General features: G+C 30.4%; 20 protein-coding genes. All 20 read right to left on the reverse strand.

Features of this window, described 5'->3' with window-relative positions:
* Positions 1–33: 33 nt before the first annotated feature.
* Positions 34–1398 (reverse strand): YveK family protein, encoded by a 1365-nt coding sequence (locus tag F7O84_RS11850; protein ID WP_151145326.1) that lies wholly within the window; start codon positions 1396–1398, stop codon positions 34–36.
* A 27-nt stretch (positions 1399–1425) separates the two neighbouring features.
* Positions 1426–2844 carry a sugar transferase gene (locus F7O84_RS11855; protein ID WP_151145329.1) on the reverse strand — a complete coding sequence of 473 codons (1419 nt, stop codon included), beginning with the start codon at positions 2842–2844 and terminating at the stop codon, positions 1426–1428.
* 243 nt (positions 2845–3087) lie between these two features.
* Entirely contained in the window at positions 3088–3756 is a 669-nt protein-coding gene (locus tag F7O84_RS11860; protein WP_151145332.1) for a glycosyltransferase family 2 protein, read from the reverse strand.
* A 2-nt stretch (positions 3757–3758) separates the two neighbouring features.
* Positions 3759–5282: a lipopolysaccharide biosynthesis protein gene (locus F7O84_RS11865; RefSeq protein ID WP_192451736.1), complete on the reverse strand. Its 1524-nt coding sequence runs from the start codon at positions 5280–5282 to the stop codon at positions 3759–3761.
* Between the two features lie 2 nt (positions 5283–5284).
* Entirely contained in the window at positions 5285–6340 is a 1056-nt protein-coding gene (locus F7O84_RS11870) for a polysaccharide pyruvyl transferase family protein (protein WP_151145334.1), read from the reverse strand.
* 5 nt (positions 6341–6345) lie between these two features.
* Positions 6346–7155, reverse strand: a complete 810-nt coding sequence (locus F7O84_RS11875) for a glycosyltransferase family 32 protein (RefSeq protein ID WP_151145337.1) — start codon at positions 7153–7155, stop codon at positions 6346–6348.
* A gap of 78 nt (positions 7156–7233) precedes the next feature.
* Positions 7234–8121, reverse strand: coding sequence for a glycosyltransferase (locus tag F7O84_RS11880; protein WP_151145340.1), 888 nt, complete (start codon positions 8119–8121; stop codon positions 7234–7236).
* A 16-nt stretch (positions 8122–8137) separates the two neighbouring features.
* Positions 8138–9223, reverse strand: coding sequence for an EpsG family protein (locus F7O84_RS11885; protein WP_151145343.1), 1086 nt, complete (start codon positions 9221–9223; stop codon positions 8138–8140).
* A 12-nt stretch (positions 9224–9235) separates the two neighbouring features.
* Positions 9236–9805, reverse strand: a complete 570-nt coding sequence (locus tag F7O84_RS11890) for a serine O-acetyltransferase (protein ID WP_151145346.1) — start codon at positions 9803–9805, stop codon at positions 9236–9238.
* A 1-nt stretch (position 9806) separates the two neighbouring features.
* Positions 9807–10937, reverse strand: a complete 1131-nt coding sequence (locus F7O84_RS11895) for a glycosyltransferase family 1 protein (protein ID WP_192451737.1) — start codon at positions 10935–10937, stop codon at positions 9807–9809.
* 9 nt (positions 10938–10946) lie between these two features.
* A complete protein-coding gene (locus tag F7O84_RS11900; RefSeq protein ID WP_151145352.1) occupies positions 10947–11954 on the reverse strand; it encodes a glycosyltransferase family 2 protein in 1008 nt (335 codons plus the stop codon).
* Positions 11942–13102: a beta 1-4 rhamnosyltransferase Cps2T gene (cps2T, locus tag F7O84_RS11905; protein ID WP_151145355.1), complete on the reverse strand. Its 1161-nt coding sequence runs from the start codon at positions 13100–13102 to the stop codon at positions 11942–11944. The genes F7O84_RS11900 and cps2T overlap by 13 nt, the downstream gene beginning before the upstream one ends.
* Positions 13103–13285: 183 nt before the next feature.
* Entirely contained in the window at positions 13286–15571 is a 2286-nt protein-coding gene (locus F7O84_RS11910) for a hypothetical protein (RefSeq protein ID WP_151145358.1), read from the reverse strand.
* Positions 15572–15643: 72 nt separating this feature from the next.
* Positions 15644–16864 (reverse strand): CDP-glycerol glycerophosphotransferase family protein, encoded by a 1221-nt coding sequence (locus tag F7O84_RS11915; protein WP_151145362.1) that lies wholly within the window; start codon positions 16862–16864, stop codon positions 15644–15646.
* A 1-nt stretch (position 16865) separates the two neighbouring features.
* Positions 16866–17930 carry an NAD-dependent epimerase/dehydratase family protein gene (locus F7O84_RS11920; protein WP_151145364.1) on the reverse strand — a complete coding sequence of 355 codons (1065 nt, stop codon included), beginning with the start codon at positions 17928–17930 and terminating at the stop codon, positions 16866–16868.
* 13 nt (positions 17931–17943) lie between these two features.
* Entirely contained in the window at positions 17944–18645 is a 702-nt protein-coding gene (locus F7O84_RS11925) for an IspD/TarI family cytidylyltransferase (RefSeq protein WP_151145367.1), read from the reverse strand.
* 23 nt (positions 18646–18668) lie between these two features.
* The gene (locus F7O84_RS11930) at positions 18669–19454 is read right to left on the reverse strand and encodes a LicD family protein (protein ID WP_151145369.1); all 786 of its coding nucleotides are present in this window, start codon (positions 19452–19454) and stop codon (positions 18669–18671) included.
* Positions 19455–19483: 29 nt separating this feature from the next.
* Positions 19484–20215 (reverse strand): ABC transporter ATP-binding protein, encoded by a 732-nt coding sequence (locus F7O84_RS11935; protein WP_151145372.1) that lies wholly within the window; start codon positions 20213–20215, stop codon positions 19484–19486.
* A gap of 1 nt (position 20216) precedes the next feature.
* Positions 20217–20999: an ABC transporter permease gene (locus F7O84_RS11940; protein ID WP_151145375.1), complete on the reverse strand. Its 783-nt coding sequence runs from the start codon at positions 20997–20999 to the stop codon at positions 20217–20219.
* Between the two features lie 14 nt (positions 21000–21013).
* Entirely contained in the window at positions 21014–22216 is a 1203-nt protein-coding gene (locus tag F7O84_RS11945) for a CDP-glycerol glycerophosphotransferase family protein (protein WP_151145378.1), read from the reverse strand.
* Positions 22217–22244: the final 28 nt, after the last annotated feature.

Genomic DNA, 22244 nt, shown 5'->3' on the forward strand with positions numbered 1-22244 from the left:
TGATATTCCTTGTGACCTATCTTTATTTTTTTGTTACATAGTAATACAGCCAATTAATTTTTGATTTAAGCTATAAACTGTTTCTATTTCTTCTTCAATATCACTATATCTAGAACTTCCAACTTTTTCAATCAAGATTACTCCATCTACTCGTGATAGTTTTGTTAATGTTTCTGGATTCTTATTCATATCCATCTCTGCTACAACATCTAATTCCGGGAGCATTTTTCTTAGATTATCAACCACACTTAATATCTCCTCTTTGCTAACTGTTCCCGTAAACAATATTGTTTGTCCTTTTTCTGTATAATTAGAAATATTCGCCACTATTCTTCTATAAACATCTTCTTTACTAGTAAAATCTTTTCCCTCTAATTTATCTATAAGGTTATCAACCTGAGAAAAAACTCTTTCTTTTCTCTCTTGCCTAAAGGCTCCTAAAATCTTTACATTAAAACGATTCTTAAGTTCATTTGATGAATGTAACTTTGAATTTATCACATAAATAAAACAGTAAACAAACATAGCTACAGCTGCTCCGGCGACAGCCCCTATTATACCAAACTTAATTCCTGTTTTGATTGCACCAATCAAAGATAAAGTAGAAGATTCCTGAGGTTCTTCCAAGTCATCTAAAGCTTTTTGAGTCTCGTCTAATTTCTTACGCATATTTTCTAAATCAGCAACCCTCTTTTTTTGGCTATCCGCTAATTCTTGATCAATCACCATGCCTATATTTTGATTCATAATAATAATATTATGTTCACCCAAACCATTAGAAACTTGTGAATAGTTTGAATCTAAAGCTTCTAAAATGGTATCTATTATTTCCTTTGCACCTTCTTCATCCTTATAAGTAATAGAAATTGAAAGCATATTTCCTTCATTATCTGCCTCAACACCAATCAATTCGTTAATAAATGGAGCTTCAATTTTCATTTTTTTTGATAACTGTTCTAAAAAACTTCCATTATCTATAGCTGACTTATAAGCCTTTACTACACTATCTGCAGGGTCTACAGTAAAAGTGTTATTATCAATTTCTTCCATTTGAATAAAGATATCAGCAGTTGCTACCCACTTATTATTTGAATCAATATTAAATAAAACAGAATCTTTTTCATATTGCTCTTCATATTCAATGTTACTCGTTAAAGTATTAATCGTTCTCTCATACCCTGCTTTTAATGTCATATATTCTTTCAAATCTTTTTCGTACTGTTCCTCTACCGTAATAACATATGCCTGATCCCGCTGTGTTAGAAAAGCTTTGGTAAACTTATATCCACCAAGTAAAATTAGAGCAATCAATGTAAATGTCATAATTGGTCTCCACTTGCGTAGGATATAAAATAATAACTCCTTCAAATCTATTTCTTGTTCGTATCTATTGTCCATCCTTATCTCCTTTATGCTCAACTCTCATTATCTAGAACCTTTTCCCGTCAAAACCACCCAAATAGTCAAAACTAAAATTTTTATATCTTTTAATATGCTCCAATCATCAATGTATTTCATATCAAGCTTTACTACTTCATCAAAGTCTTTGATATCACTTCTTCCACTGATTTGCCACAAGCCTGTCAATCCAGGCGTCATACTTAAACGACATTTATGCTTTACCTCATAGCGTTCATACTCGTCAACTGTTGGAGGACGCGTTCCGACCAAGCTCATATCTCCTTTTAATACATTCCAAAATTGTGGGAACTCATCTATGCTAGTCTTTCGAATAAACTTTCCTACCTTTGTAATTCTTGGATCATCTTCTAATTTAAACATAAGACCTTTTACTTCATTTTGTTTCATTAAATCCTTTTTTCTTTGCTCGGCATCTTGATACATAGACCGAAATTTATAACAAGTAAAGATACGACCATTTTTTCCAATACGAGTCTGTCCAAAAAACACTGGCCCAGGAGACTCTAATTTTATAATAGGTGCTAAAAAAATTGTAGTGACACCTAATATTACCATTCCAACTAAACTCCCAATTATATCAATCAGTCTCTTTAATGCCATTTCTCGGTTAGAAAAAATATTTCTGGCAAAAGTCACAACTGCATACTTTCCAACTCTATTTAAAGTCTTTTTCCCACTCGATGCAATATCAAACATATCAATGTTTACATCTACGATAACTCCCATGTTTTCCAATTCGAATATCCACTTTTCCAAGTGATCTTCTGATGCAACAGACGCGCTACTTATAAATACCTCATCTACATTATTATGAACTACGTACTCTATTAAAGACTCCTTATCTGCTACTACTGGGAACCCACAAACCCACTCACCCAACATAGATTGATCGGTCAAAACAATACCGACTAATATCCTACTCCACTCATTGTACTCTATTAGATTTTTAACTATTAAATTAATACTACTAGAATCTGCCACCACAAGTAGTCGGTTACTATATTTACTGGTTTTAAAAATTTTAATCATAAATTGTTTAAACAATATCCGAGCAGTATAAATCACACAGGTACCGCTTATTATAAAGTAACCATATACAAGACGCGACAAATCACTGCTTTTATGAATTAGAAATAAAACAACAATCCACAAAATAGAAAAAATTGATAACTCACGGATAATTGTTACAAATTCTTCAAAGTATCCTCTTTGAAAAAAATGATTATTAAAATTACCAAACAAATGTAAGATACTATAAATTATAGTTACAAATGCTATCTGCCATAGCTGGTCTCCTGTTTCATATGTACCAAACATAACTTTAAATCGACACCAATATGCAATTCCAAAACATAGCCAAATACAAATTATATCTATCACTAATATAAGCGTATTTTCCACTGCTTTTCTTTTTTGATACATCGATGGGCACTCCTTATATTATAACAATTTATCTGCAAACATACCTATTACACTATTAGAACTTTAAGATATATAATACTCTGTGAGTTACTGGTCTGTCAAGGCATTCAAGTTTTTCACTAGTAAATTATAGCAAAAATCAATGAAATTAGTTACATAACAATATATTCATTTATTCACTATAAAGTACATGATGTCTCAACACTGGCCAGCAACATACAGCGAAGGACATCAATGTTTAGATTAAATATCAACATCTTTAAGGATTTCAACATTACCTTTTATAAACCACTTTTTGACTTCTTCAATATCTATCCCCATACCTTTAGCTTCTTTAAATCCTTTACCGCTACGCCCTCCATAATGATGAATAATGTTTTCATGATTTTCAACACATACAATTCTTTTTCCGTTTTTTAGCAATATACTTTGTAATTTTGTAACTCCCCAAAACCACTGAAAATTTTCATCTAAGCGATTATTGATATATAAATCCTTATTAATTAAAAAACAATATCCGTCTGCTCTTTGAGGCTCATCTAAAACAACACCATAGGAACTGACTCCGCCTTCATATGGATGCAATTCAATTAATTTTTGAAGCCATTTCTTGTGTAATATTTTTACATCACTATTCAAAAGTAAGATATATTCAGAATTATAATCACAATACTCACTCCCTATATTGTTACCGCCAGCGAACAGCATATTTTTTTCATTTGTAATCAGCTTATCAATTAAACCTTTCTGTTTTAGTCTCTTTAAAAGCAATTTCGTAATCCATTTTGAATTATTGTCAACAACAATTAGTTCATAATCTACCCCTTCAGTATTTTCTTTTAGTGTTTTTATACTCTGCTTCACATAATATGGAGCATTGTATACAAGCATAATTATACTAACTTTGTTCATTTTTAACTCCTTTTATCAATTATTTTAATAATTTTATTTTTTAAAAGGCTATAACCCTCCGTATTATGGTAAACAGCGATTGATACTAACATTGTAAAACTGCCCACAGCTACAGATTTAAGTAATATACCTAACAATGAATCTATTATTATTAATTCAGATACTTTTTTCAAAAATATTATACTTATAATTGTCAATAAAAAGTTTAACAACATCGGAAAATAAAAATGATATAACCTTTCACAGAAATAATCTTTAAATAATAATTTAGGTTCGTACCAAAAATATGTTAAAATCCTTGATAATGCAGAAGCAAATATGACTCCTGCTATTCCCAAATATTGAGCACCTAATACTGAAAGTATAATATTTAAGAAAGCGCAAATCAGCATAATATATTTAGTTTTTTGGTATAAGCCTGTTGCTTCTCTAAATGACCAAATTGGATGTAGTACTCCTGCTAAGTAAAAATTTAACACCACAGCCCAAACTGTTAAGTTATTAACCGTAAAGGACTCGCCAAGCCACCATGTAATAAAGTCATTAATTAGCAAAGAAAAGCATACTGTTGTTACGTAAGTAAGTATTAAACTGACACTCTGCATCATACGAAATACATTATATACTTTTTGTGCCGATTCAGAAGCGATTATGTTTCCAATACTTGCTGTAACAGAAGAATACAAAATATCAATAAAAGAATTTAAAGAATTAATAATTAAATTATAGTTTGAGTATATACCTACCCAAATTGTACCAATAAAAATAGATATAATTGTATTGTCTGTTCCATTTAGTAGTATTCCAGAAACTTTATATATGAAAATTGATTTAATATTTTTTAATATCTCCTTCTTTTCATTAAAATTAAGCTTTAAATCATTTCCTACGATATAAGGATATAATTTGTCCACTCTACGAGAAATACAAATATTTTGGAGTAACAGTAAAACTATACCTACTATTAGGTATAGTATATAGTTTTTTGTAAATATCAGAATTAAAATTTGAATAAATTGTTTCAGAATACTAAAAATAATTGAATATTCCGAAACAATATAACCTTTTTGATCTGCTGTTATTATAGATGACTTATATACTAATAAATAAGAACAAACAGAATTTAATACATATAGAATGTAATAAAATTTTAGATTTACAACCTCTTTATCTGTATTAACAATCAAATTTAAAAATGGAGTAATAGAAATACCTATAATAAATACAGCTCCTGCAATCCAACTATATATCCTCTTGTAAAAATTAATTAATCGAATAATCTTTTTTTGATTATTTTGTGCTAATGGTTCATAAAAACTATACGACATAGCAACATTTAATCCTAAATCAGCCATTGATAACATCATTAAAATATCGGAAAATAATCCACTTACTCCTAAAATTTCAATCGATAAATACCGAATAAAAAATGTACGATTGATAAAACTCATTATGATTAATAAAATTTTATTGAATAACCCAAAAAAAATATTTCGAATTGAATTATATAATCTACTTTCATTCATATTTACATTTTATTCCCTTCATATGAAAACTGCTCTTTCCATTTTCTAATATTTTCTTGTGGAATTCTAATTTCTGTGTTCCAGTCATTAAAAATATATCTTAACAATTCATTTTTCAAATTATCTCTCTCAACTATTGGTAAATTTGTTTCCTTGGATATTTCACGTGCTCTATTGTCTATAGATATAATCAAGGAACGGCATTTGTTATTTAATGCTCTAATTCCCGCATGTAGGCGTGTTCCTATATAATCAATTTCTTGTTGTTTAAGACACGAATCATATTCTTCCAAAGAAAAAACAAGACTTAAGTTGTTAACATCCACCAATTTTGAAATATACTCTAAATCGTTCTTACCTTGAACCCAAAAAAATACTTTTTCGTAGGACTCGATTAACGTTTCAATTAAAAACCTATCATTTTCTACATCTTTGTTATAATCTGTAAGTGTTGTTACTACAACATTACTTTTTTTAGTCCGAATAGTTTTACAGAATTCTGGCGTCAATTTCCACATTGTAACACACCCAGTATATAGAATATTATTAATACCAATCTTACGAAGCTTATCATATGTATACATATCCCTCACTGAATGAGTATATTGAGAACTCAAAATATACTTATAAAAAACTTTAGTATAATAATTAATCTTTCGCTCGTATGTTCCCCATCCAACGCCAAGCAAACAGCAGTTTTGTATTTTTCTTAAATCACTTGGGTATTTCCAATTTCTCTCATGATTCATACTCCCATATAACAAATTAGTACCACAAATAATTTTTATTCTATAATCATTATCTTCTATATCATCCCATTCACTAGCTATATACTCATGGGTTGATATCTGTTTATCACAATTAAATCCCAAGTCGTTTAGTTGCTGTAAAGAATAATCCATTATTATATAGTCACCCTTGTTATCACTATTTCTAGCTGTATTCAAGATAACTACATCTTTGCTATTTAATAACGTCTTACTTTTTTCACTTTTTACTATTCTTTTTAGTTTAAAGAGATCTCTAATATATAAAAAACCTCTAAAAATTCTCTTCATATCATTTATTGCTTTCTACCCGTTACTTTTGAACATATCTTATCAAGCACGGCTATACTTCCTTTCTCTTTATACAAATCTGTCAACCTACATATTTTCCAATATCCATCAGAAATACTACCTCCAAGTTTATGACCTAATAGATTTTTAATTTTTCTTTCAATTATTACTCTTTTTCTATTTTTTTCGTCTAACCAAGATGCATTGAACCAATGGATGCTGAATGTGTTACTACTAACTCTTAATTTTCCTGTATCATATTCTAAAGGGCAAAAAAAATCAGTTGGCAAAACAGTCATGTTTCCTAAGTTCTGAATCGTGTTGTTTAAGTTTAGTCCTTTCGACTGTAGTTGCTTTGTTATATATACCGGGGACGGGGTTAAATTTAATTTTCCATCTTCTAATATAAAATTTAAATTAAAATACATATCTCGCAATTCTTTTATAATATCGTTTCCAGGTTCAGCGCCAAAACCATGTCCACCATTCACTGAATCCATTTTCTCAAACCCCATCACAGCTCTATAGCCAAGTAGTGGATTTAAAGATTTCACAATCTCTACATCTGTATCAAAATAGAAACCACCATATTTATAAACAATATCAAATCTAGCAAAGTCAGGAACAAACCCCCATTTCTTTTTATCATATGCATCTTTCATATACTTAGAAGACGTTATATCATAATTCTCCTCATTCCATTCAATAATTTGATAATCAGGGCAATATTTTCTCCATGATTCAATGTTCTTCTTATCGCTTTCTGGCAAAGTACCTCCCCCAAACCAGCAATAATGTATTATTTTGGGAATCATTCTAAACTCCTTTCCACTCTTCCTTTTAGTAAGTAACACTAACAAACTAATAAAAATATTTAACTTCGCATCTACCAATTACTTCTTTAGTAAATTTTTAATAGCACTTTTTAAAAAAATCATCATTAGTATAGATTTTGATAGTTCACTTTTGATTGACCGTCGAATCAATCTCATTGTATTAAGCGCTAAAACAATGTCAACAAAACTTGAATGATTACTCTTGATTTTGTATAAAGCTTCAAAATTACTGTCACTAATATTAATATTAAGTAATTTCAAATTCCTTTTAAATATCTTTTCCTCACTTTCCAACAACTTTTCTCTTTTTTTTGACGTAACTTGTGAATCATGCATTCGATAGTATAATAAGGTTTCAGGAATTACATGAAATCTACAGTGATTTTCAAACGCTAATCTACTCCAAAGTTCATAATCTTCTGCTAAATACTCATCTGAATACTCTATTTTATTTTTTTCAAAATAACTTTTTCTAAATGCAACTGTTGGATGTACAATGGGATTTTGCCAAAACATTTCAGCTTTAATTTCTTTATCTAAAGTCTTTGATTTATAACGCTTCTTAATAGCTCCAAATGTAAGGGCGTATGAAGCTACAATATCTATATCTAAATTGCTATTTAAAAAAGATACTTGTTTCTCTAATCTAGTATTAACACAAATATCGTCTGCATCCATTCTAAAAACATATTCTCCAACTGCAACTTTAATCCCTCTATTTAATGAAAATGGTAACCCCATATTTTTTTCATTAGTTATTATTTTTATTCTTGAATCATTTATATCCGATATAAGCTCTGATACAGGTATATTTGATCCATCATCTATAATAATTAATTCAAAATCCGCATATGTTTGATTTAAAATACTCAAAACAGCTTCTTTTATATATTTTTTATTTGCATTAAATGCAGGCATAATAACGCTTACAAATGTACGTTCCATGAATAACCTCCTATTTTTAATTATATAAAAAGCAACTATAATTCCTAACCTCTCCACTATTCAAATATATGTAATCATACCAGCAAAAAAAGCTTAACACACATACTAATATAATTGTTACTCCTATTCTTAAATAAGTCTTTTTAACTGACTTGGTGATATATCCATGTAGAGAGGGAAGTACTATTAATCCTACATATGCACTTCTATATAGAAATGTTGTTGAAACATATGAAATCATCCATAATATAGTACCGATAATTGTTAAGAAAAAATACACATTTAATATTTTATCTATCTTGTGATTACGTCTTTTTGAAACTAAAATGCATATTATCGGCAATAAAACCAATATAATATATCGTAAAAAACCTAGTCCGATACCTTGGTAATGAAAATGCATAAAGTAATAAGCATAATGAGAAAATCTATCTGCAATATAGTATCCAAACTTTGGAATCATTGGCAATGAAAATACCATTGCCAATAATATTGCATAAATCCATAAACGGATATAACGAAACTTTTTCATCTGAATTAATGGCATAGCAAAAAAAACAGCCAAATATATAAATACTGATGAATGAATTAGAATAGACAAGCTAATAAATAATAAAAAAAGTTTTTTATTAGCCAAGATAAAGTAATAAATTGCTAGTGCGAAAATCTCTGCAGCTAATACTTGTCTAAAAATGTTAAAGGACATTAAATAAAACATTGTCATATATGAAAAAATAGCCATTGGAATACAAATATATTCCTCTAGTTTACATATTAAATAAAAAGCTATATAAATTGTTATAAATGCAATGATAAAAATAAATGTTTGATACGATCCTCCCAATACATCATTTAATTTCATCAACTTGTAAAATGTAACTGTTAAATTAGTACCAATGGAATCAATTTTAATTCCATCTTGAACTAATTGATATCTTTGCATGTATCCAAAATAATCTGTCCCAACAGTTCTTAACCCCGCAACAATACTAGGTACTAAAACTAGCAGAAAGAAAATAATTTTCTTTTGTTCTTTTTTTACATGTTGATATAAGTAACCCAAACCTGTTGTTAATGTAACAACTAATAAATATATACTCATTATGCCCCCATACTAATTATTATTATTTAAGACACGTGCTGGTACACCTACCAATGTAATATCATTCTCGCTGAAGGAATGGCAAACCAATGTATTTGCCCCAACTTTTATATTATTTCCCAAAACCAAGCCGCCAATTATAACTGCACCAACGCCTAAATCAAGGTTATCTCCTATAGTGGGTGTATTTCTACTACCACTTTCTATACCTTTATTTCCAATACAATTCAGACCGTGAAGCTTACAAAACTCTCCACATCGGGCGTTCTTATGAACAACAATGCCTTGAGAATGATATATAAGTAGACCTTTACCAAATGTATTTATCGGAATGTTTATTCCTAGTTTAATCCCAAGTCTATTGTGCTTTCTCCTAAAAATCAAGTTCATTAATTTAGCCCATGGCGTTCTTTTAATATTGGAATAGTATTCATCCTTACGCAATGCCTGCATGTATTGAACAATTTTACCCACCTCACACTGGGTAATATATGAATGAATTTTCCCTTTATAGCCTATGCCTTTATATAAATGTTTTTCAATAGATATACACTCTTTTAATGATAATTTACTATCAATCATCTTAACCAATCCTCTCACGACTGTTTTCATATATTTGTTGTAATGCATTTGCACAATCTTGAATATTATATCCACATTTCTTTACAATTTCTGATGCATTATTTATTCTATTTGACTCCTTATGTTTTAGTATGGCTTCCACCCATTCTGTAATTGATGCCTTAAGTGACAAAAAACTAACTCTTTCACATAGCTGAACTTCATTTGTAATATTCGTAGAAAAAACGCAAGGTAGACCACAACTTTGAGCTTCAATAGCTGAAACCGGTAATCCTTCATAAAGAGATGGCATCACATAACAATCCGCTGCTTGTAAAACATTTTGCACGTCGTCTCTAATACCTAAAAAATCAACTTTATCCCTGATTCCCAATGCAGATGCCTCTTCTTCAACTTCTCTTCGTAAGGGACCTTTTCCTAATAACAACAATCTTGAATTGTTTTCTCTTTTTAACAGTTCTGCAAAAACATGAACTAGAAACTTTTGGTTCTTCTGTTCCAAAAACCTTCCTACATGAATAATCGTGTATTCACTTCCAAGTTTAAGTTCATTTCTATATTTTTCCCTTACACTATTTGAAAAAGAAAATACATCCGTATCTATTCCATTATAGAATATAATATCTTTATATTTTTTCCATATATATGTTGGAAATAACCATCTTGAAGCTGCCTTTGAACATCCAAAACAGTGCGTAGCGTATAACGGAATTAATTGCTTAAACAACCAGTAAGTACACTTTTTAAATAGAGGCTTATCATTTATTTCAGCACTATGCGAATGGATTATTCTTGTTTTTACACCCGCATTTTTAGCTGCAATAAGATATAGCACTCTTAAAGGAGTCGTAGTATGAATATGAACAATAGTATACTTATTGCTTTTCAAAAAGTTTTCAAGCATCCTTGCTTCTTTATAGATACGCAAAATAACATTTTTAACATCAGTACAATCCACACAATATTTCTTTCCACCTAGGGATGTAATTTCATCATCATAAAATTCTTTTTGATTTCTTGTAACAAAAAAGTCAAACTGTACCTTTTCTTTATTTATATGGCGATACATATTCATAATAAATGATTCTATTCCTGCGGGTTCAAGAACTTCAGTAACATGTAGTACTCTCATCATAACTCCTTACTGATACAATATTTTACCTCTAATATTATTGACGATTGATAAAATATAAATCAAAAAATTTTTTCTTTTTCTAGCTAATTTTACTAACACTTTTTGAGGTTTTGGTAGCATACATATCTTAACATTATTAATACCTTCTTTAAATATCTCGTTTTCATATATATCATATAGAATTTTTTTCTTTTCATTAAACGTTTTTTTATTATTTATACTAAAGATATTGTTCATAACTAAAACAGCAAACACATTACAAACAAATATATAATAAGAAGTTATCTCATCTTCACTTAAACTTACTACCGTTTTTCTAATCTCAATAAGTGCCTTCTGATATTGCATTAATTGTTTAGGATTGTACATTCTTATTGTGGATGAAGAGCTATAAACATAATGATAACTTGCAAAATTCAAATAAATCATTAGCTTTGCACCTTTTATTAGTCTATAATTAAATTCTGCATCTTCACAAAGATTTAGGTCTTCATTAAATCTGTTATTACCTATAAATTCTCTTCTATACAACTTTCCCCACACAGTTCCTAATATTCTTGTATGATATGGGTTAAACTCCTTTTCACAGCATGTATATACAGCCTCTTCTTTCTCAGATATCGTAATATATTGATGTTTATATCTATATTCTTTATAAAAACTAGTAAAAACTATATCGGGGTGCTTTTCTAATGTGAGTGAAATTTTTTTCAATGCCCCTTCAGCAAGCCAATCATCAGCATCCAAAAAAAATATATACTCACCCACACAGTTCTCGATTCCATAATTTCTTGAAAAGGATACACCTTTATTAGAATTATCAACAACCCTTACTCGACTATCAGTCTCTTCAAACATTCTACATATTTGTAGACTGGTGTCTATGCTTCCGTCATTTATTAATATTAATTCAATATCCCTAAATTCCTGTTTTAAAACACTATTTATACATCTTTCAAGAGTTTTTTCCGAATTATATATAGGAACAATAATAGAAATCATTATATCTTGCATAAAAATACCTCTTCATAACAATTAACAATATACTCCCAACTATAGTTTTCCTTTATTCTTGTTTTCGCACTTATTCCAAATTGCAATATACAATCGTTATTCATTTTATCTGCTTTATCAATTAATTTTGATAAATCACCTTGCTCCTTACTCCAATAAATAGCAGCGCAACTCCCAACCTCTCTATTAAAATTAACATCTAGTAATAAATTCAAATTTGTACTACTCAAAGCTTCAAGCAAAGAGGGATTGGTTCCTCCAACCTCATGACCATGAAGATACCCATATGCATTTTCCCTTATCTTTCTTAAGAGTTCTTGGTCATATACCGTGCCGACAAATTTAATTCTTTTATCACTTTTAAAATGTAACTTATTCTCAAGCATATCCATTAATGTATCATTTGCAGTTGTTATTATTACTAGGTCTTTATTAGAATTAGATTTCATAAATTCACAAATTATTGTTTCATAATTATTCTCACGTACAAATCTACCAACAATAAGATAGTAATTGTGCGCAACTATACCCTTTTCATGATACCATTTTATTAATTTAGGGTTATCATCACTTATAATACTTCTCTTCGTTTCTGCTCCATAAGCAATATATTTAGTCTTTACGCTATATTGCTTATACGTGTCCTGAATATATTTCTCAATATTTATACTATCACAAATCACTAAATCTGCTTGCTTTACCATCATTTTTTCTGAAAATTTCCAATACATTCTGATAGGTAAACTCCATTTTGCCCTCTTCCACTCATGCCCATCTGGATTTATATATAGGCTACCACCTAATTTATGTAATTTTCTTTTGAAATGTAATGCAAAAGGACCTATTCGACAAGCTAAAACATATACAATTGGATTATCTATATTGTTTTTCTTTATATATTTACAACATTCCGAAAGCGCTTTTAAATCATAATAGATTGCTTGTGCCGATCCTATATTTGGTACTTTTATTTTAAAACAGCGTGCATTATTATATTCAAATTCTAAATTATCTCTCCCCTTACATGCTACATGATATTTAATCCTCGAGTTATTTTGATGATATTCTGTTAGTTTATCCACAAAAGTTTCATAGCCACCGTATGCACCAGGAATTCCCTTTGAACCAACTATAAATACATGCTGCATTATTATTTCTCCTTTCAGTATTGTCTTTTATTAACGAAATATACAATACCCTCTTTTTATTATATTTTATAGTTTATATCTTTATAGTAAGTAGAATAACAGGTAATCTAATCACGCAACTCCCTTTGATTCTTTGCAATTAAAAATGCGATAGGGAAAATTTCTCTGTTTTTTTGAGTGCGTTTAATATTTACCTATTTTTTCATAGCTTATGGATTTTAGTTTTAGTTTTGCTTCTCCATTCGCTATAATTAGAAAATCTACTCCAACTGAATCTATAATGGAGCAATCTAATGTTGCTATATATTGTCCATTCTCATCAAAGTCTGATTTATAAACTGGCATTACTATTAAAAGCTTTTTTCCATTGTAGGAAGTGACTTTTAATCTTGCTACTTCACCTTGGCTAACATCAGTATTAAGAAGCTCTAATTCATAATTTACTCTAACTAATCCACTGTAAATTGTTAAACCCAAACCTTTAGATACTGATTTTGTACTTCCAGAAATTAATATTGCATTATCACTATCAATAGACAGTTTGTTTTTTTTAGCTAGTTTTCTTAAATCTAAATTTTGCTTCAAAGCATAGTAGTCACTCATTTTTATACCAGACTCTTGAAGTATTTTCACTAATTTTTCATCATTTGTATAAATATACTCTGTATCCGAGATTTGTCCACACATATACCCAACCTTTAAAAGGTTAACCATTTCATTTGTTGCTTTTGTTATAACCGCTGCTCTCTTTACATTTGTTTTATATGGAGTCCCAGGCAATATGTCGTTATCCGCTTTATTACACTTCATATATAGGTATGGAATATCATCAATATACAAGTTGTAATCATCTAATTGTTCTAACCGTTCAAAAACATAATTACTCGCTTGAATTCTCTCCTTATATTGTGTTGCTCTTTTACTCATAAGAGTATTACATACTAAAAATTGCATACTAAAAAGAATTATACCAAATACACTTCCAACAACAAACCAATATACACACTTGTCTTTTTTTCTTTCTCTGATAGTATAACATAGATTCCATAACATGGATATTGTAAATATACATACGCCTCCAATACTCAACACTCCAAAAATAAAATAAATGTGTCTCCCAGACTCATTTAGCTTTAACAATGTAACCAGTGTTCTTGCATATGCAATAAGCTTAGAATGAAAAACTATTAAAAGTGTTATAAACGCTATACCAATAAAATATTTTCCTTTTCTTCGATTATTTTCCACGCTTACATCAGCAATACTATTATTAACCGACATATTAAAGTTTGATAAAATAAGTAATACAAATGGATTAAAAAATACCTCTAATAAATGATGTTCCATTATTGATTGTAATGACATTATACCTAATAATACTAACACATATCTTTTTTGCGTCCTCTTGACTTTGATTGCCAAATACACAAAGCCAAGAATAGTGAATGCAAAAAATACAATTCCGTATCTTACAAAAATCATGACATAGGAGCTGTCCACAAAGTTATAATCTATTCTAGCTACATAATTCCTTGCGAGACCTATCATCTTAAAAGGAGTTCCCCATAAACTAATTCCATACTTTTCTATTGCGTCTTTACCTAGTTTCAAACGCCCAGAAGAAATTAAATTAATCTTATTAATTAATACATTATCATGAGTATATAATAGAGTAAAACCTAATGACACTAATGCAGCTATAGGAAGAATAAAAACAAGACAAACATCAATAATTTGAAACACTTTTAATTTTATCATGCTCCACATTCCTATTGGTTTTGCACTTAATATTACTTTGTCAGAATATTTTACATATAGTCCCCCTAGAACAGTTAATATCATACATACAAAACTATTTTTTGCACCTGTGTATTCATATAGTACACATGCTAAAAATAGCAAAAAAATATTAAATAAATAGTTTGGTACTTTTCCTTTCCAAGCTAAATATGTAATAGTCAAGAACAAAATCTGCGCCGCAAAATTATTAGTATATACAAAACCAAATGCATGTTCGAATTTATTATTTCCAACAAATATTAAATCTTGTATACATCCTGTCAAGGCTCCTAATATAGTTATCAGCATAACCAAAGAAACAGTCACAAAATAAAATTTTAGAATTTTCTGATAAGCAATATCCTTAGCTGCTAAAATAAAAAAACCTAACTCCAGTAAAAAAATATATCCTGTTCCTCTATATACATAATAAAATACAATGAAAAGTAAAGTATCAAATATCAGAAATTTAATACTTTTAATATCGTACACTATAATTTTTAGAATTAAAAACGCAATCATAGCAATACGCAAATAATAATAATACCAGTCTGGCCAGTTAAGCTCAAACATGGTTCTATCAAAAACTTTACGTACTATATATAAACCTAAAATAAATAAATATGTTAAGTCCATTAAATTTAATATTAAACCTTTTTTTTGACTATAAAAATTACTTATTTTATACATATACTTCCTCTTAATTCTACTTAACTTGCTTAAAACCTAAGATTGAAAGCGTCTTTAACTCTGCAATAATTTCTATCCCATTATTTCCTTCAACTTGTCAACAACACGCTCCGCTGCATGTCCATCTTCATAACAGTTCATTTCTTGATAAAATCTCTGATAATCTATGTCATATTTCTTCTCATCAAAGCACGCTATCTGATCACACAACTCCCTTTGATTCTTTGCAATCGGAAATGGCGTGATTTCGATAGGAAACAAAAATTCTCTGTCTTTTTTTGTATATTCCTCTATATCTGGTACATATAAAAAGCCCGGCTTTTTCGTAAAAAAGTAATCATAAATCCAACTCGAGTAATCTGTCACACCAATATCTGCAAGTAGCATTAAATCCTGAATATCAGGATATTCGGTTGCATTAATTACATAAGGATTTCCTGCATCCAAACTTTTTAATTTTCTATCCATGAAATGATAACGAACCATAATGACCCATTTTCCTCCGAAACGTTCTTCTAATGCCTTTATAACGTCTTCATAAGGAAGCTCATATAAATCAGAATTTTGTTCTTCACGAAATGTAGGTGCGTATAGTAAAACACGTTCCTCATTATTTAATCTATATCTTTTTCTTATATCATGAACCAACTGTTTTACCTCTATGGTATCACTTTTAAACAATATATCATTTCTTGGATGACCATATGGCAGCATTTCTGCATTTTTCCAAAAAGTAGAACGAAATAGCTCTTCTTCAAACAAACAATTTGTCAAGCAATAATCTGTTTGCGCCCCTTCTTGGTATGCCTTTTTAATCCAATATTTATTATTATTTACAGTTTCATCAAACTTTTTAAGGCCAAACGTTCCATGCCATGTTTGAATCAACACTTGCTCTTTTCTTTTTTTGGCAAATAAATAAGAAAAAGTAACCGAATTATCTATCCAAACTTTTGACGTCGCTGCCTCCTCATAAAACTCTTTGGAACCACGCAAGATTATTTTCACATTTTTAGGAAAGTTTTCTTTGCTTTCAATATTTTCTGTTCTAACTACCCATACAATTTCGTAAGGTAACTTTTGTCTAATAATTTCATCTGCAATTGCTCTTGGATGACAGTTATAACTACCTCTAGAAGTCAGCATCATAATCTTATGATTATTAATTGGTTTATGCCAAAATTTAAAATAATTATATATATTGGCAAGCGCTCTATCTGCGTATGCAAGTGGTTTTTTAAAAATTGTTTTTAAAAATTGTCCTTCTGAAATCGTTCTTCCAACTTTACTCATTTTACATTTCCTCGGTATCTTCTAAGATTTTCAGTGTACTTCTAATCCCTTCGTCCAAGTGAATTAGAGGAAACCATCCTATATTCATAAGCTTATTAGAATTTAACACTGCTTTTACAACCTTTGAAAATCCTTGTTTTTCTATATCACTAGGGATATCAAATACTACAGATTTTTGTTTTTGCTGTGCAATTAAGGTGGCAATTGTTTTGATACTTGCATTTGACTCACTATCTGCTATATTATAGGCTTCTCCTTTCTCACCCTCAAGTAATACGTACATCATCGCATTAACAGCGTCTAGTACATAGCAGTGAGACCTTTCAAGACTACCATCACTTTTCAATACAATATCCTCTCCTTGTAAAACTTTACGGAAAAATTGAGACATTGCACGACTATCACTTGAAGTCATTGTTGGTCCATAACAATGGCACGGACGCACGATGACAACGTCTACATCATATTGAGTGATGTAACTTTGACATAGCACTTCAGCAGCTCTTTTACCAGAAGGATAACATGACCTTGGATTTGAATAATCAACAACTCCACAATACTCTTCATGAAAACCATTCGATAGTGTATCATCTGGTTGACCATACATTTCTCCTGACGAAACATATAATACTCTTCTTGACTTTTTCCTTCTTGCTAAATCCAAAACATTGTTCATTCCCACTACATTTGTTAGAAGTGTGTCTACAGGATAATTTGCCATCATATATGGATCTGCATTGCTCGCCGCGTGGATAATATAATCGACATCCTGATCCAAGTGTAACTCTTTACTAAGGTCAAAGTTAATTAGATTAAAATATTTTCTATCAACATACTCACCGAACCTATCACGCAATTTGCTTGCTGTTCTACCTAGTGCAAATATCTTAATATTGTATTGGTAAACCTCGTTCAAATAGATTAGCATATCTACTAAACCAGAACCTAACATCCCAGCTGCACCCGTTATCATAAAGGAGCTTTCCTTCAGTTTTTCTAAGGATAAACCGCCTTGTTTGACAACAGAATCTATCTGTTCTTTATATTTCGCATTGTCTAAAAGCATTTTCTACCTCCGATTATTCTCCAACACGTAACAACGCTTTAAAAATCTGCATATCATCATTGGTAGTTATTTTCAAATTTTTCTCAGACCCAGCTGAAAAATATACGACTTCATTTAGTTGTTGCATTAGCACACAAGAAGCAGCAGTGTTTTCAATTCCTTTTAACTCAGCCTGCTGATGTGCCCATAGCAATTTTTTTAGAGGATACGTGTGTGGAGTTTGAGTTCTTACAACAGACTCTCTTGGTATCGAGTCAACAGAAAAAGTATTATCTTCATCTTCACAACGAAAAATTGCCTCTGTACAAGGAATTGCAGCAACAGCTGAACCATTTTTTTTACAAATTCGGATAGAATCCGAAATAATGTCTTGAGAAACCATTGCTCTATTTCCGTCGTGTATCATTATTAAGTCGTCTGCATCACATTCCTGCTCAAGTACTTTTAATCCATTATGAATAGAATCCTGGCCATTTACTCCACCTGTCACTACCCATTTTAACTTCGTTATATTAAACTGCTTTGCATATGCTTTTAGTATTTCATGCCATCCTTCCAAACATACAACACAAATATAATCTATACTAGGATGTTTTTCAAACTTTTCCATAGTATAGATAATTAGTGGTTTGTCATCCACGTTAATAAACTGCTTTGGAACACTATTTTGCATTCTCGTTCCAGTTCCTCCAGCTGTTAATAATACTACATTCATATTCATAATCTCCTTTTCAAATTTCAACTTTGTCTTAAGTGCGTATGCCGCTCTTTCGGTATTTGATTATAGTTTCCATATAGATTTGTTAAATATACATGATATCCTTTTGGAACATAAAATTCTATCTCTTCAAACAAATGTTTTACTCTTTCTTCCACATGCTCTTTTTCTATTCTTTCTTTTTTCCCATATTTTGCAACGATACATCCTACATAATCAGATGTGTCAAACTCATATCGTTTGGCCGCTTTTGTTATCTTGTCAGCGTAATACCTTGCACCAATTAATCGAAAGGGGAAAAATAAAACTTTCTTTAAAACTTTTTTAATCCCACTTTCAATGTCTTGCTCATCACTTGTTGCTTGCCACAAAAAATATTTTAGATTCTTTATTTTTTTAATATGTTGGTTAAATTCTTTTTCTTTTATAGGCAATCCATCAATTGGAAATATATCAATCCATAAAGGCTGAGGTTTTTTCATTAATTTATAGGAGACATTTATATTTTTATCTACCACCTTTATAAAAGGTAGAGGGGTATCATCATATTTTTCTTTCCATAATACATTGTATTTGTTAGCTATTTTTCCATTTGCCAGTTTTATAAAACGTTCAAAGTCCGGCCTTGGCATCATAACATCAATATCATCATCCCATGGAATAAAGCCACTATGTCTTACTGCCCCAAGCAAAGTACCGCCTGCCAGGCAATAGCGTAAAGCATTATTATCACAAAATCTGGCAAACTCAATCAAAATATTCAATTCTGCCTTTTGAATTTCTCTTAATTCACTATAAACCTTCATATACCACCTTGTTTTATGTCTTATGATTTTTAGGACATAAACTCTTCATATGCACTTAGCACTTCTGCTGTATTTCCTTGTTGTTTAATTACTCCCTCATGTAGCCATAAAATAGTATCACACAATTTTCTTAATGTATCCATGCTATGAGATACAATAATAACGGTTCGCTCCTTATTACTAATAAGCTCCTCCATCTTTGCATAACTTTTCTTCTTAAACTTTGCATCTCCTACACTTAACACTTCATCAATCAGCATAATCTCCGCTTCTAAAATTGCGGTGATAGAAAATGCAAGCTTTGAATGCATACCGCTGGAATACGTCTTAACTGGTTTGTCTATAAATTTTCCCAATTCTGAGAACTCTATGATTTCATCCATTTTTTTATTAATATATTCTTCTGTGTAACCTAATAATAGACCCGATAGGTATATATTTTCACGCCCCGTTAGCTTCTTTTGAAACCCTACACCGATAGAAAGAAGAGATACTGAATGATTGTGTAGGTCTATGCAACCCTCATCTGGTGCAAAAATTCCCGCAATTGCTCTCAATAACGTGGACTTTCCACTTCCATTTTTTCCTACAATCCCCATTATTTCGCCTTTAGGTACATTAAAGGAAATACCTTTAACTGCTTCAAAAACTTCAACTTTACTTTTTTTAAATTTAAGTAGACTTTTTTTAAGTGTCATCTTAGTCAAAGAACGATATCTGATTTTTAAATCTTTAACCTCTATTGCGTATTGCTCTCCCATATTATATCACCTTTACATAACTATTTTCATATTTGTGTATTACATTTATACCAATATAGGACAAAATAAATCCTACTAAAAGCCATAACAACAACCAAGGAATATCTGGTGTCTTAGAATATATCATGCAATCCCTCATACTACTTATGATCAATGCAACGGGATTCAATCTTTGCAAAATACTTGCAAAAGGCTCGTCAACCCTTCCTACAATTGAGTAAAAAATACCTGACAAATAAAATACCAATTTTAATAAAACAGTAATTACATTTGCCAAATCTTCCACAAATACACCAAAGTGAAGTAATATGGTACTAATACCAAATGTTACAACTCCTAATATAAGAAGTATAGGTATAAAAAACAAGATGTTCAAACCAATTGGGACACGTAATAAAAACATCATAATAAAAACCAGGCAAAAGGATATACTTAACTTAATTCCATTAGAAAACATTTTAACAAAAATAAGTATATACTTTGGAATATATACTTTTGTTACAATTTGAGAATTCTTTGTAACCAACGTAACACTTTGCTTCACCGTTCTCTCAAAAAATTGCCAACATGTTAAACCAATAAATACAAATGCTGAGAAATACTTCTCGCCTTTCCCAAACACAATCAATGCTAGAAAAGAATACACTAGCATAAATAAAAGCGGATCTAGTATCCACCAAAGCCAACTCAAATGTGAATTCGCCGTCTCTGATTTTAGTTCCGCTTTACCGGAATATATTGTATATTTGTAATATTTTTGAACTTTTTTGATAAACTCTTTCATTCGTCCTCCTCGAGTTAGAAGCCTTTTATCGCCTCATAATTCCGCTTGCAGTTATCAGAATCAAAAAAGGTGAAAAAGGCTTCCTGACGCTGTCTATATCTATCATCAATCAAGAATTGATGTCTTCCGTAGTAATAAATTTGCTTCAATAACTGCTGTCTGTCCTCGCAAACTGGCCCAAACCCATCCTCTTTATAGCTAAAGTAGCCTTCTTCATAATGCTCTTCTCTAAATTTCAAAACATCAAACTGAAAATATAACTGTGGCTTCCTCATATAAGCAAAGTCCATTGATATACTTGAGTAGTCCGTAATTAGCATAGCAGCTGACATTAACAACTCTTGTACTTCATAATTTTTCTCATCAGCAATCTTAATATTTTTGCTATTTGAATGAAAGGCTTCGCCAAACTTTTGTATCTCTCTATGTGGATAAAAAACAAGGCGATAGCCATTTTGCTCAATATATTGTATTAAATCAGAATCGTCTAACAATCCCTGCCATTCTTTATAATACTGCGTCTCTTGAAACAATTCCAGCCTTTTTTCATTTACCTTATTAGAATCAGAAGGTGGTGATAGCCAGCCTCTCCAAGTCGGCATAACCAAAATCAGATTCTTATCTGTAATCGCATGATGTAAATTATCAAAACGACACATACCTGTCAATTTAACATAGCCTTCTGGATAACCAAACTTTTCTTTTACAAATTGATATTCTCTTTGAACACCGCACATAAACATCGAAATCTTGGAATTTTTATAATGTAAAAATTCCACATTATCCTTTGTAATCCCATGCTGTAAAAAAACTCGTTTGTTCTTTCTTATCTCGTATACTTCAAGAAGATAGCAAACTGCCGCATTTGGCTTGCCTCCCTTTTGTGTACTTATATTTTTTTCTGCCGCCAAATAATAAATCCAATGCAAAAAGGAACCGTATTCTATTACTTGTCCCAACGATGCTACCTTTTTATAGTCTGCCGATTTTCTTTTAATTGCATATACTACATCCTGATTTGGGTTGTTTTCTCTAATATAGCGAAATAACCAATAGGCATTATCCCTAGCTTCGTTTGCATTTTCACATATTAGCCACATGGAAGGACGTTTTCTTTTAAGCATAGCCCCAAAGGGTAATGCAATAATAAAAAATATGATATGCATAATATCTTTTATTTTGATTTCTTTGATTTTAACCCAAAAGCCTTGTTTCATACTCTTCACACTCTCTAAAGTTTCCAGT

The organism is Candidatus Galacturonatibacter soehngenii (assembly GCF_008830185.1).
In the GTDB taxonomy this organism is placed as follows: domain Bacteria; phylum Bacillota; class Clostridia; order Lachnospirales; family Lachnospiraceae; genus Lachnotalea; species Lachnotalea soehngenii.